A 12,253-nucleotide genomic window follows, 5' to 3' on the forward strand; every position below is an offset into this window, starting at 1 on the left:
GTCTGCGCACTGGATATTTTAATGCAATAGAAATACATTAAATTGCGTCGTAATTAGTAGAAACCCTAACGCAAAAAACCATTTCTTTCAACAAGTTACTAGTAAACAAGAAGTTATCCTTCGTGAATATAAACGTCGCAGATTTGTTAAGCGGGAATTACATCCTGTTATTATTTGTTGTTCTGACCTTAGGTTTATGCCTGGGTAAATTACGCCTCGGACCAGTCCAACTGGGTAATTCCATTGGTGTTTTAGTAGTCTCTTTATTGCTCGGCCAACAACATTTTTCCATTAACACAGATGCCCTAAATCTGGGTTTTATGTTGTTCATTTTTTGTGTCGGCGTGGAAGCTGGGCCAAACTTTTTTTCAATTTTCTTCCGCGATGGCAAGAATTATTTGATGCTGGCGCTGGTGATGGTGGGAAGCGCTATGTTGCTTGCCTTAGGATTGGGGAAACTCTTTGGCTGGGATATTGGCCTCACGGCGGGGATGCTCGCAGGCTCAATGACCTCAACACCAGTGTTGGTCGGTGCAGGTGATACCTTGCGACATTCGGGAGCCGCCGGCGCCCAATTAGCCACCTCGCTCGATAACCTGAGCCTTGGCTACGCATTAACCTATCTTATTGGTCTGGTCAGTCTGATTGTTGGCGCACGTTATTTGCCAAAACTTCAGCACCAGGATTTGCAAACCAGCGCGCAACAAATCGCCCGCGAACGTGGCCTGGACACCGATGCCGCACGTAAAGTCTACCTTCCTGTCATTCGCGCCTATCGCGTAGGTTCTGAGTTAGTCGCCTGGGCTGATGGTAAAAACCTGCGTGAGTTGGGCATTTATCGCCAGACCGGTTGCTACATCGAACGTATCCGCCGCAACGGCATTCTGGCAAACCCGGATGGTGATGCTGTGCTGCAAAAGGGTGATGAAATCGCACTGGTAGGTTACCCGGATGCGCATTCCCGTCTTGACCCAAGTTTCCGAAACGGTAAAGAGGTTTTCGACCGCGACTTGTTGGATATGCGCATCGTTACCGAAGAGATCGTGGTAAAGAACCACAATGCTGTCGGCCGCCGTCTTGGGCAATTGAAGCTGACCGATCACGGTTGCTTCCTGAACCGCGTTATCCGCAGCCAGATTGAAATGCCAATCGATGACAATATCGTGCTCAACAAAGGTGACGTTTTACAGGTCAGCGGTGATGCCCGCCGCGTGAAAACCGTTGCCGAGCGTATTGGCTTTATCTCGATTCACAGCCAGATAACTGACCTGCTCGCCTTCTGCGCCTTCTTCATTATTGGCCTTATGATCGGCATGATCACCTTCCAGTTCAGCTCGTTCAGTTTTGGCGTTGGCAACGCCGCAGGCTTGCTGTTTGCAGGTATTATGTTGGGCTTCCTGCGAGCCAACCACCCTACTTTTGGCTATATCCCGCAAGGGGCGCTGAATATGGTGAAAGAATTCGGCCTGATGGTATTTATGGCAGGCGTCGGCCTAAGTGCCGGTAGCGGCATTGGCAACGGCTTAGGTGCCGTTGGCGGGCAAATGTTGATTGCTGGACTTATCGTAAGCCTGGTGCCCGTCGTTATCTGCTTCCTGTTTGGTGCATATGTTTTACGTATGAACCGCGCATTGCTATTTGGGGCAATGATGGGTGCACGTACCTGCGCACCTGCGATGGAAATCATCAGCGATACTGCACGAAGCAACATTCCAGCCCTTGGATACGCCGGGACTTACGCTATCGCTAACGTGTTGTTAACACTGGCGGGGACGCTTATCGTAATAATATGGCCCGGTTTGTGATCGGTGCCGCAGACAAAGAAAAAAGATTTTTTTATGACAGTGCGAACTTTTTGCCCGGGGCAAAGTCTTAATTAGTGCCACTGCTTTTCTTTGATGTCCCCAATTTGTGGAGCCCATCAACCCCGCCTCTTTGGTTCAAGGTTGATGGGTTTTTTATTGCCTGAAATTTGAGTTCTCTGTTAAATCAAAAAGTTAAATACCCTCCTAAAACCAAAACGCCATCACCTGAACCAATATCTGTACATCGTCCATAATTTTGAGTAGTGCGGTTTGGTGAAGAGGAATACCCAATGTTACTTAAAGACAAAGTAGCTGTAATCTTCGGTGGTAGCGGTGCCATCGGCGGCGCTGTGGCGCATGTGATGGCGCGCGAAGGTGCGCATATATTTCTTGGTGCGCGTAACCAGGAAAAACTGGACCGGGTTGCTGATGATATCCGCGTAGCGGGAGGAAGCGTCGAAACATTCAATATCAACGTACTCGATGAACAGTCCACAATTGAGCGAACTGCGCAGTTGGCCCAGCAGACCGGTGGCTTTGATGTGGTGATAAACACTACCGGTTTTGTGCATGACCAGGGAAAGAGTGTTATTGAATTATCCCTGGCAGAGTTCAGGCAGGGATTTGACCCGTTCCTCACTGCGCAATTCAATATTTCAAAATCTGTCGCTCCATATATGGGCGGTGAGCGCGCGGGAACCATCCTGACGGTTGTCGCTCCTGCAGGCGTAATGGCGATTCCGGGTCACTCCGGCCATATTGTCGGCTGCGCGGGTATTGAAGCATTTGTCAAAGCTCTCGCCTGCGAACTTGCTCCCAAAAATATTCGCGTTATCTGCGTGCGTTCGCATGCGCTTGTCGGCGCTGTTCAGGCCGGTTCCTACACTAATGAAGTGTTCGCTTCTAAGGCGCAAGCAATGGGGTTAACCGTGGAGCAGTGGGTGGGGGGTGCGGCGCAAAGCACCATGTTGAAACGCCTGCCAACGCTTTCACAAGTAGCCGGACTTATGGCATTTCTGGCGTCAGATCATGCAGGTGCAATGACGGCAACGGTGGTCAACATGACTGCGGGTACAACAACGATATAACGGGTTTAAATTCAAACCTTAGCCTACAATTTTCGCCAGCATTCTTCTGAGGTCTTCACGACTTAACGGATTCCTGTCGGTCACATAATGTAGCGTCATACCTTCGATAAAAGCATCCAACGCGCGCGCGGTAATCGGGTCAAAGAAGGCTTCCAACACCTGTTGGCTACGGCACATCCAGTCCTGCATGATGATTTTTAGCGCTGGGTTGCGGTTGGCGTAAGCGTAAAGCTGATACATCACTTGCATATTGTACGATGTGGCGATTTTCTCCCCGCAAATCATCTCGACTATCGCCTCACAGGCTTCGTCACTATCACGCGCTTTTTCCATACGGGCGCGGTAATCGTCTGACATCTGATATGCAAACTGCGTGAACGCTTCGCTCAGTAGCGATTCTATACCATCGAAATAATAGGTCATTGACCCTAACGAAACGTCCGCCGCATCGGCAATTTTACGGTGGGTAATATGGCTAATACCGTGTTCTACCAGCATATCCAGCGTGGCTTGCAAAATACGCTCTCGCCGGTCTGGATCGTTGCGCCTTGGGGCTTTGCTCATCTGTTTCGCTCGCTTATGACTGACTAAAAGAGTTTACCAGGCAATATGTACAAATGTACACAAACTTGCTAGTGTAATTTGTATTCACCGCCAACCGGTATATCCATGTCAGCCGTCATTCCTAACCGCAAAGCCACTCAACTTCGCACCTGGGCGCTGTTCGCCTTCTTCTTTCTGCCGGGCCTGGTTATGGCCTCCTGGGCTACTCGTACTCCAGCCATTCGTGACACGTTAAGTGTTTCGACAGCGGGTATGGGGATTGTGCTGTTTGGGCTGTCGGTGGGCTCGATGAGCGGAATTTTATGCTCCGGCTGGCTGGTTAAGCGTTTTGGTACGCGCAATATCATCCGCAGTGGGATGACATTAATGGTAACCGGCATGTTGGTAATGGGCGTTGCACTATTCCTTTCTTCACCCGTGTTATTCGCGCTTGGCCTGGCCATTTTGGGTGCCGGGCTTGGGTCTTCGGAAGTGGCGATGAACGTCGAAGGTGCCATTGTTGAAGGGTTGCTGAAAAAGACCGTGCTACCGATGATGCATGGTTTCTATAGTCTCGGCACCCTTGTAGGTGCGGGTATCGGTATGAGTTTAACCGCCTTCAATTTCAGCGCTTATGGGCACTTATTAGTAATTGGCCTCCTCGTCATTACACCAATTGTTATTGCCATTACTGCCATTCCGCATGGGATAGGTAAGAGCGACAAAGGGGCAGATGCAGAAAACCCACACGAGCCCCACCCGCCCTTTTATAAAGATCTCCAGTTGATATTAATTGGCACTATTGTACTGGCAATGGCGTTTGCCGAAGGCTCCGCGAATGACTGGCTGCCGCTTTTGATGGTTGATGGCCATGGTTTTAACCCTACATCTGGCTCGATGATATATGTCGGCTTTACTCTGGGCATGACAGTTGGGCGCTTTACAGGCGGCTGGTTTATTGACCGTTATAGTCGCGTCACGGTAGTGCGTGCCTGCGCATTGATGGGCATTTTGGGTATTGGTCTAATCATCTTTGTTGATAACGCCTTTGTGGCGGGAATTTCTGTCATTTTGTGGGGATTGGGCACCTCGCTCGGTTTCCCATTAACCATTTCGGCCGCAGGTGATACTGGCCCAGATCCGGCGACTCGCGTAAGTGTGGTTGCTGCATCAGGTTATATTGCATTCCTGGTAGGGCCACCCCTGCTTGGCTTCCTCGGTGAACATTACGGCCTGCGCCTTGCCATGTTAGTGGTATTAAGTTTGATGGTTGTCGCAGCGCTAATCGCGAAAGCCGTCGCAAAACCTACAGACCTTGTTACTGACTCGCTTGAAGGGAGAGTTCGATGAGTGTGAAATTAATTGCCGTCGACATGGATGGTACGTTCCTTAACGATAACAAAGAGTACAACCGCGCACGCTTTGCAGAACTTTATGCACAGATGAAAGAGCAAGGGATTCGTTTTGTGGTCGCCAGCGGTAACCAATATTTCCAACTCATTTCATTTTTCCCGGAGATTGCCCACGAGATCTCGTTCGTTGCAGATAATGGCGGTTGGGTAGTGAGTGAAGAAAAAGACACCTTCAATGGCGAGCTAACAAAACAACAATTCAACACGGTTATTGATCACCTGCTGACACTGCCACATGTGGATATCATCGCCTGTGGCAAACGTAACGGCTATACCCTGAAAAGCTATGACGACGCCTTTATCACCATGGCGCGTAGCTACTATCACCGCCTGGAGCTGGTAGAAAATTTCTCGAATCTGGACGATGTTTTCTTCAAGTTCGCGTTGAATCTGCCAGACAGCCTGTTAGATGACACTATGACTTCCCTGTCAGAAATTCTCGACGGTGTTATGGTCCCGGTCACCAGCGGTCACGGCTCAATTGACCTGATTCTTCCTGGAATTCATAAAGCCAACGGTTTACGGATATTGCAGGAAAAATGGGGTATTGATGACAGTGAAGTCGTGACCTTTGGTGATGGTGGTAACGATATAGAAATGCTGCGCCAGGCCAAATATGGTTTTGCGATGGCAAATGCCCCTGAAAAAATCAAACAAATCGCGTCTTATCAGGCCGGGCATTGCAACCAGCAAGGTGTGCTGGATGTAATTGAAAAAGTATTGAAGAAAGAAGCACCGTTTAACGCGTGATACAAAGCGAGGGGCGGTAAAGCCCCTCTCCTTTTTCATTCTACAGTTGTTTTAGCAGCACCAGCAGACCGTAACCTACCACAGCCGCCCACAACAGCATCGGCAATGAATAGTAGTGAAAGCGTATCCAGATACGTCGATCGTTAGCCATGCGCAGAGCTATCAGATTTGCCAGCGACCCTGGCAGCAGGCCAAAACCGCCAATGTTTACCGCAAAAGCGAGCAACGCCGAGGCTGGAATATAATTGAGCAGTAAAATAGTCGATGGAACATTGCTAATGAATTGCGATAAACCAATGCCCAGTGCAAACAACCCGCCGTTTGAAAGCTGATTGATCCCCGCCAGTGCATGCTGTAACACCGGTAGCTGCGTTATCAGGTAAACGTCGATAAACATCACCATAAACACCAGCAGCAAACTCCAGTCGATACTCAGCAGCACCCGACGTGCCAATAACAAAAAACCCACCGCCACCAAGGCCAGCCCCCAGACCTCCTGCTTTAGCTCCAGTGAAACAATAAATACAATGTAAAGTGCCACGCAGCTCAGCACTAATCGCGGCTGCCACTCATGGCGTTTATCGTGAGTCTGATAGATAAGCTTTTTATTGGGGAAGCAGAACCAGCACAACACAAGCAAACTGGCCGTTAGCGCCAGCGCCAGCGGAGCCATTTGCCAGGTGAATTCGCCAAACGATAAACCCGACCGCCCCCACAGCAAAATATTCTGCGGGTTTCCAATTGGTGTGAGCAGCGACCCGGCATTCACCGCCAGGGCTTCAAATATGATGAGCCGACTAATCGGTATCGCACATAGTTTCTTCAGCGTAATGGTCAACGGAACAATAATAAACAGCGCGACATCGTTGGTCAGAAACGTAGAAAGCAGAGCCGCTGCGCTGACCAAAAACATCGCCAGGGTTCGTTCGTTATCAAAACGCTTCACCATGCGACGGCCCAGCACATCGAAATAACCGCTCAGTTCCACACCTTTGGTTAACATCATTAAACCTGCGAGCGTAATGATGGTGTGCCAATCGATAGCATGGACCCAACGCTTCGGCTGAAATGGCGCAACAAAACTCAACGCCAGACCGACAAGCAGCAATAGATGAAGAAAACGATCGCGAGCAAACGGGCGAACCAGATTGAGCAACATTACTGCGTGAATCCTCGCTTCTCACTAAACAGGCGAAATGCTTCCAGCGTCTCTTCACTAACGTGGTGCTCAACACCTTCGGCGTCAATCCTTGCAGTTTCTGCACTAATACCCAGTGCGAGGAAAAAGTTTTCGACGATCTGATGACGTTCACGACTCATTTGCGCCAGTTTCTCCCCTTCCGGAGTCAGAAACACACCGCGCCATGGAATTTGTTCAATAAGCCCAACCGAGGCGAGCCTTTTTAACATCTTTGCAACTGTTGGTTGGGAGACACCAAGACGCGCGGCCATATCAACCTGGCGGACTTCGCCGACCTCGCGAATCAAATCAGAAATCAGCTCAACATAATCATCAATTAACTCACGGCGATGCGCTTCCCGCACCTGCCTGAAGCCTTCTACATGCTCTTCAACATTTACCAACGGCATCACTTTCTGTTTGTTTTTTTGGCCCGCAGTACGGCTCATGATGCTTCCTCTAACAGTGGCACGGCATCGTCCAATGACGACATTTGGCCCCATTGTAAACCAGCATCACGTAAGCACAAAAATTTAACGAATTAGCAATAGCTATACAATATAGCCTGTGCTATATCTGTATGTAATGCAGTCAGCCTTTAAAGGATCTAAGGGCAGCAGATGTTAAGAGGAGGAAAAAATGAACGAATTTAAGAGGTGTATGAGCGTGTTTACACATTCCCCGTTTCAAGTGCGGCTGATGCTGCTCAATATGTTGTGTGATTGGGTTTCCGGGAAACCACAGCAGGGCGAAAAACCGAAGTCATAGGCAGTCGCCCTGCCTTCTTCTCCTTCAGTCTCTCTGAATGATTTCTTCCGCCTGTTTATAATTTTTCATTTAAATAGACTCAGTGAATATCTCGCGTTTTCGAGCATTAACCCTGGCATTTGTCGGATTTGTTACCTGCTTCGCAAAACACATTTCGCTTATCAGTTGATCTTCTTATCGTACCGCTCTATCTTCTTGCAGCCCTGAACATGAAGCGGCCCGCAGATGCGGTCCAGTTTCCTTTCTTTTCCGTCTGTCAGGCAGGTTCTTACCCTCGTCGCCAGGGTTTTCGCATGGCGTTTAGTAGATCTCGATAAACATGAATTTAACGGTTAAAGATACCCTGACGACCCGCGCAATTGCGCTCAATCCGTGGACTGGCTTTTATTTCCTGCAGTCATTACTGATTAACTTCGCACTCGGTTATGAATTTAGCATTCTCTATGCCGTGGCATTTAGTTGCGTATTAATGCTGCTGTGGCGCAGCGCACCCAAATTACAAAAAGGTTTGCTGGCGATTTGCAGCCTGATTGCTGCAATGTATTTCCCTTTTGGCCAGGCCTACGGCTCGCCGAACTTTAATACTCTGCTTGCCCTGCATTCGACCAACTTTGAAGAATCCACGGAATTGATGACTATCTTCCCGTGGTATAGCTATTTGGTGTCGTTATTTATTCTGGTGCTCGGCGTTATCGCCGTGCGTCGCAAAGTTACGCCGAAAAAAAGAGCATGGTGCCATTTCGACAGTTTATGTCTGGTGATAAGCGTGGTCTGCTTCTTTGTCGCACCAGTACAGAACCTGGCTTACGGTGGTGTATTTAAAATCAAAGACTCTGGTTATCCAGTGTTCCGCTTTGTTAAAGATGTGGTGGTTAACAACCAGGAAGTCATTGACGAACAAACCCGCATGCAGGCCTTCTCACAAATGAAGGACACCTGGAATGTGCTGGCGGTAAAACCGAAGTATCACACTTATGTTGTGGTCATTGGTGAAAGCGCGCGCCGTGATGCATTAGGTGCATTTGGTGGCCATTGGGATAACACGCCTTTTGCAAGCCAGGTGAAGGGGAATATCTTCATGGATTATGTGTCGGCCAGTGGTTCAACACAGAAATCGCTGGGCATGACGCTTAACCGTGTCATTCATGGCAAACCGCAATATCAGGACAACATTATTACGCTGGCAAACCGCGCTGGTTTCCAGACCTGGTGGTTCTCAAACCAGGGGCAAATTGGTGAATACGATACAGCCATTGCCAGCATCGCCAAGCGCGCTGATGAAGTACAGTTCCTGAAAAGTGGGGATTTTGAAGCAGATAAAAATACCCGTGACGAAGCACTACTTAAAATGACGGCACAAGTATTTGCTACCCCACGCACTACTCCGCAATTGATTGTGTTGCATTTGATGGGTTCTCATCCCCAGGCTTGCGACCGTACTCAGGGTAAATATAAAGATTTCATTCAGTCGAAAGAAACCTCTTGTTATATCTACAGCATGACGCAAACCGATGACTTGCTAAAACAGCTCTATCAACAGCTGCAAAATAGTGGTGACAGTTTCTCGATGGTTTACTTCTCCGATCACGGTCTTGCCATCAAAGAACGCGGCACCAAGGTGCAATATCTGGCGCATGATGATGAGTTCCAGCAAAACTTCCAGGTACCATTTATGGTGCTATCAAGTGATGATAAAGAACATCGCCAGATAAAGGCGCGGCGTTCAGCGAACGATTTCCTGAATTTCTTCTCGGCATGGACTGGGATAAAAACCAAAGAGTTAACGCCAAAGTACAAATTCATTTCTGAGCAGAATGCGGGGCCTGTCTACATCACCAACTTTAAGCTTAAGAAGGTGGACTATACTCATTTGCAGACGGATGTGTTTGAAACTAAGACTCGCTGATGACCCAATGTTCAGCCTTCAAAATTGGGATTAGCGTTAGCGACATTCCACATTATTGAAGCAAAAAAATCCGCCACTATGGGCGGATTTTTATTTTCACTAGTTAAAGTGAAATTAGAAGCGGTAACCCACGCCTGCGATCCAGGTGCCAACATCAACGTTACGGATGCGGCTCTGCTCGTAGGAAACGTCCAGAGCAACGTTTTCCATTGGGTTAAACTGCATACCTGCGCCGTAGGAGAAACCGTAGTCGCTAGAAGATGCTTTATCTGAAACATCAGTTGCCTGGTTTTTACCGTAACCAACACCGACTACACCGTAAATGCTTGCCCAGTCGTTGATGCGGAAAGCAGGACCAGCAGTGATGCCGTAGTATTGTGCTTTGTCATAAACGCCATCTTCACTGCGGTTTTTCTCGGTGTAAGTGAAAGAACCGATGTAACCCAGTGGGGTGTCGTTTTCATAACGGTATTTCAGGTTAAAACCGCCAGCTTTGTTAGCAACGCCCTGCATATCGCTCTGTGCGTAGCCACCAGTTACGGTGCTAGTTGCTGCAGATGCGGTACCAACGGAAACAGCCAGAACACAAGCCAGTGCTGAAAGACATGCAATTTTTTTCATAATCCACCTCAAATGTGCTTCAAGTAACTTCTAAGTTTTTAATATATCAAAATTGTGTAAGAAACTCTGCGACATTTACGTTGTCTAACGATTCCTTTCCTGTAACAGAACATTTCCATTACATCGTAGTCCCTTCAATTTGCAGCGCTTTTAACCAAAAGCGCGCTAATTATTGGCATGAATCACAACATCGTCATCCAGATAATTCTTAAACTTATCTGAACAAAACTTATGCATTCAGGCCGTTATGGTACTGCATCAGCAAATTATTTTTTTCAATGAATTCTCAACCAGCCATAACTTATTCATTTACACTGGGGTTACTTTTATTTTCTTGACCGAATTAGACACTGACTGACAGGAAGCAGGATGCCGCTATCGCCACGTAAAACCCCAGTTTGGTTACCCATTGTCGTTCTTTTAATTGCTATGACCTCAATTCAAAGTGGCGCTTCACTTGCGAAATCGTTGTTCCCATTAGTGGGTGCTCCAGGGGTGACAGCACTGCGTTTGGCGTTGGGTACACTAATTTTGGTCGTGATTTTCAAACCATGGCGTTTGCGATTTAAAGCAGAGCAACGTTTCCCCTTGCTGATGTACGGTCTGGCTTTAGGTGGAATGAACTACCTGTTCTATTTGTCGATTCAGACTGTTCCCTTGGGTATCGCCGTCGCCCTGGAGTTCACCGGCCCGCTTGCCGTAGCGTTGTTTGCATCGCGCCGTGCCGTTGATTTTGTCTGGGTCATTCTGGCGGTACTCGGTTTGTGGTTCCTGTTGCCGCTGGGTCAGTCGATTTCGAGTGTCGATTTAGCCGGTGCCGCCTTCGCATTGGGTGCGGGTGGCTGTTGGGCAATTTACATTCTATTTGGCCAAAAAGCGGGAGCCGACCATGGCCCGGCAACAGTAGCTTTCGGCTCGCTAATTGCCGCAGTGATTTTTGTCCCTATTGGGGCATGGCAGGCAGGTGAAGCGCTCTGGCATTGGTCATTGATACCACTGGGCTTGGGTGTGGCAATTTTATCAACAGCGTTGCCCTACTCGCTGGAAATGATCGCCCTGACTCGTTTACCTACACGCACCTTTGGTACGTTAATGAGCATGGAACCAGGGCTTGCAGCTTTGTCGGGTATGCTGTTCCTCGGTGAGCATCTGACACTTGTGCAATGGCTGGCATTACTGTCAATTATTGCAGCTTCCATCGGTTCAACTCTCACAATCAAACGCGAAGCTCAGATTACCAGCGTTGACGTAAATTAATTCCCCATATTATTTACCGTGGTTATTGTGACCACGGTAAATATTCTCCCACGATCAAGTATTTATATTTAGACTTATTCTTAGATACAAACAGAAATTATTCCCATTCAATAACCACGCTTTGTTTATTTCCGTCATGCCTCACAATAATAAATTTAAAATCCATTACTAACAATTAGTTACTAAAATCCATCTTGAACCTGCTATTTATCTGATAGGTTTTATCTACTCCGTCACATGCTAAATCCGGTGCTATACTTATTTCCGGTAATTCATTGGACATAACATCAAGAGGACGAAAGATTATGACTACCGCTAAACTGGTAAAAACCAAATCTACCAACCTACTGCATACCCGTAATGATGTTGCAGACAGCGAAAAGAAAGCTACCGTTGAGCTGCTTAATCGCCAGGTCATTCAGTTCATTGATTTGTCGTTAATTACCAAGCAAGCGCACTGGAACATGCGTGGCGCAAACTTTATTGCCGTTCATGAAATGCTCGACGGCTTCCGTACAGCACTGACAGACCACCTTGATACCATGGCAGAACGCGCTGTTCAGCTCGGTGGCGTTGCACTGGGTACCACACAGGTCATTAACAGCAAAACTCCGCTGAAAAGCTATCCGTTGGATATTCACAACGTGCAAGATCACCTGAAAGAGTTGGCGGACCGTTACGCAATTGTGGCAAACGATGTGCGTAAGGCAATCAGCGAAGCGAAGGACGAAGATACCGCCGATATCCTGACTGCCGCTTCTCGAGACCTTGATAAGTTCCTGTGGTTTATCGAGTCAAATATCGAATAATTGCTAGCAATTTGTTACTTCATCCTCCCTTTTTAGGGAGGATAGTTGCACTATTTTAGCGCATGAAATTGTTTATCCCTGCTGCATAAGTTACTCGTTTGTAATAATCACTTC

12 protein-coding genes are annotated in these 12,253 nt (G+C 47.9%); 8 read left to right on the forward strand and 4 right to left on the reverse strand.

Translation table 11 applies throughout. The features are described from left to right. Window positions 1-122 precede the first annotated feature (122 nt). Together IX31_RS06545 and IX31_RS06550 are read left to right on the forward strand one after the other, a co-directional pair. Window positions 123-1,805 (forward strand): aspartate:alanine antiporter, encoded by a 1,683-nt coding sequence (locus tag IX31_RS06545; RefSeq protein ID WP_034456462.1) that lies wholly within the window; start codon window positions 123-125, stop codon window positions 1,803-1,805. A 290-nt stretch (window positions 1,806-2,095) separates the two neighbouring features. Then, window positions 2,096-2,893 (forward strand): SDR family NAD(P)-dependent oxidoreductase, encoded by a 798-nt coding sequence (locus IX31_RS06550; RefSeq protein ID WP_034456463.1) that lies wholly within the window; start codon window positions 2,096-2,098, stop codon window positions 2,891-2,893. Window positions 2,894-2,911: 18 nt separating this feature from the next. Here IX31_RS06550 and IX31_RS06555 read toward each other — a convergent pair whose 3' ends face one another. After that, window positions 2,912-3,457: a TetR/AcrR family transcriptional regulator gene (locus IX31_RS06555; protein WP_034456464.1), complete on the reverse strand. Its 546-nt coding sequence runs from the start codon at window positions 3,455-3,457 to the stop codon at window positions 2,912-2,914. 105 nt (window positions 3,458-3,562) lie between these two features. Here IX31_RS06555 and IX31_RS06560 point away from each other — a divergent pair, with 105 nt between their 5' ends. Next, the gene (locus tag IX31_RS06560) at window positions 3,563-4,786 is read left to right on the forward strand and encodes an MFS transporter (protein ID WP_034456465.1); all 1,224 of its coding nucleotides are present in this window, start codon (window positions 3,563-3,565) and stop codon (window positions 4,784-4,786) included. After that, window positions 4,783-5,598, forward strand: coding sequence for a Cof-type HAD-IIB family hydrolase (locus IX31_RS06565; protein ID WP_034456466.1), 816 nt, complete (start codon window positions 4,783-4,785; stop codon window positions 5,596-5,598). Before IX31_RS06560 ends, IX31_RS06565 begins: the two co-directional genes overlap by 4 nt. A 40-nt stretch (window positions 5,599-5,638) precedes the next feature. Here the strand turns inward: IX31_RS06565 and IX31_RS06570 are convergent, their stop codons facing one another. Then, window positions 5,639-6,757, reverse strand: a complete 1,119-nt coding sequence (locus IX31_RS06570; protein ID WP_034456467.1) for an SLC13 family permease — start codon at window positions 6,755-6,757, stop codon at window positions 5,639-5,641. Further along, window positions 6,757-7,227 carry a manganese-binding transcriptional regulator MntR gene (gene mntR / locus IX31_RS06575; protein ID WP_034456468.1) on the reverse strand — a complete coding sequence of 157 codons (471 nt, stop codon included), beginning with the start codon at window positions 7,225-7,227 and terminating at the stop codon, window positions 6,757-6,759. The genes IX31_RS06570 and mntR overlap by 1 nt, the downstream gene beginning before the upstream one ends. A gap of 190 nt (window positions 7,228-7,417) precedes the next feature. Here mntR and mntS point away from each other — a divergent pair, with 190 nt between their 5' ends. After that, on the forward strand, window positions 7,418-7,546 hold the full coding sequence (gene mntS, locus IX31_RS06580) for a manganase accumulation protein MntS (RefSeq protein ID WP_034456469.1): 129 nt from the start codon (window positions 7,418-7,420) through the stop codon (window positions 7,544-7,546). Window positions 7,547-7,865: 319 nt separating this feature from the next. Continuing rightward, window positions 7,866-9,452: a phosphoethanolamine transferase family protein gene (locus IX31_RS06585; RefSeq protein ID WP_034456470.1), complete on the forward strand. Its 1,587-nt coding sequence runs from the start codon at window positions 7,866-7,868 to the stop codon at window positions 9,450-9,452. A gap of 114 nt (window positions 9,453-9,566) precedes the next feature. Here IX31_RS06585 and ompX read toward each other — a convergent pair whose 3' ends face one another. Beyond that, on the reverse strand, window positions 9,567-10,073 hold the full coding sequence (gene ompX / locus IX31_RS06590; protein WP_034456471.1) for an outer membrane protein OmpX: 507 nt from the start codon (window positions 10,071-10,073) through the stop codon (window positions 9,567-9,569). 369 nt (window positions 10,074-10,442) lie between these two features. Here ompX and rhtA point away from each other — a divergent pair, with 369 nt between their 5' ends. Together rhtA and dps are read left to right on the forward strand one after the other, a co-directional pair. Then, window positions 10,443-11,330 (forward strand): threonine/homoserine exporter RhtA, encoded by an 888-nt coding sequence (rhtA, locus tag IX31_RS06595; RefSeq protein WP_034456472.1) that lies wholly within the window; start codon window positions 10,443-10,445, stop codon window positions 11,328-11,330. A 305-nt stretch (window positions 11,331-11,635) separates the two neighbouring features. Beyond that, window positions 11,636-12,139 (forward strand): DNA starvation/stationary phase protection protein Dps, encoded by a 504-nt coding sequence (gene dps / locus IX31_RS06600; RefSeq protein WP_034456473.1) that lies wholly within the window; start codon window positions 11,636-11,638, stop codon window positions 12,137-12,139. Window positions 12,140-12,253: the final 114 nt, after the last annotated feature.

This window comes from Buttiauxella noackiae, from assembly GCF_000737905.1.
GTDB lineage: Bacteria > Pseudomonadota > Gammaproteobacteria > Enterobacterales > Enterobacteriaceae > Buttiauxella > Buttiauxella noackiae.

Coding starts and splice junctions, on each gene's coding strand:
- IX31_RS06550 (WP_034456463.1), top strand. CDS start 2,096: ATGTTACTTAAAGACAAAGTAGCTGTAATCTTCGGTGGTAGCGGTGCC.
- IX31_RS06555 (WP_034456464.1), bottom strand. CDS start 3,457: ATGAGCAAAGCCCCAAGGCGCAACGATCCAGACCGGCGAGAGCGTATT.
- IX31_RS06560 (WP_034456465.1), top strand. CDS start 3,563: ATGTCAGCCGTCATTCCTAACCGCAAAGCCACTCAACTTCGCACCTGG.
- IX31_RS06565 (WP_034456466.1), top strand. CDS start 4,783: ATGAGTGTGAAATTAATTGCCGTCGACATGGATGGTACGTTCCTTAAC.
- IX31_RS06570 (WP_034456467.1), bottom strand. CDS start 6,757: ATGTTGCTCAATCTGGTTCGCCCGTTTGCTCGCGATCGTTTTCTTCAT.
- mntR (WP_034456468.1), bottom strand. CDS start 7,227: ATGAGCCGTACTGCGGGCCAAAAAAACAAACAGAAAGTGATGCCGTTG.
- mntS (WP_034456469.1), top strand. CDS start 7,418: ATGAACGAATTTAAGAGGTGTATGAGCGTGTTTACACATTCCCCGTTT.
- IX31_RS06585 (WP_034456470.1), top strand. CDS start 7,866: ATGAATTTAACGGTTAAAGATACCCTGACGACCCGCGCAATTGCGCTC.
- ompX (WP_034456471.1), bottom strand. CDS start 10,073: ATGAAAAAAATTGCATGTCTTTCAGCACTGGCTTGTGTTCTGGCTGTT.
- rhtA (WP_034456472.1), top strand. CDS start 10,443: ATGCCGCTATCGCCACGTAAAACCCCAGTTTGGTTACCCATTGTCGTT.
- dps (WP_034456473.1), top strand. CDS start 11,636: ATGACTACCGCTAAACTGGTAAAAACCAAATCTACCAACCTACTGCAT.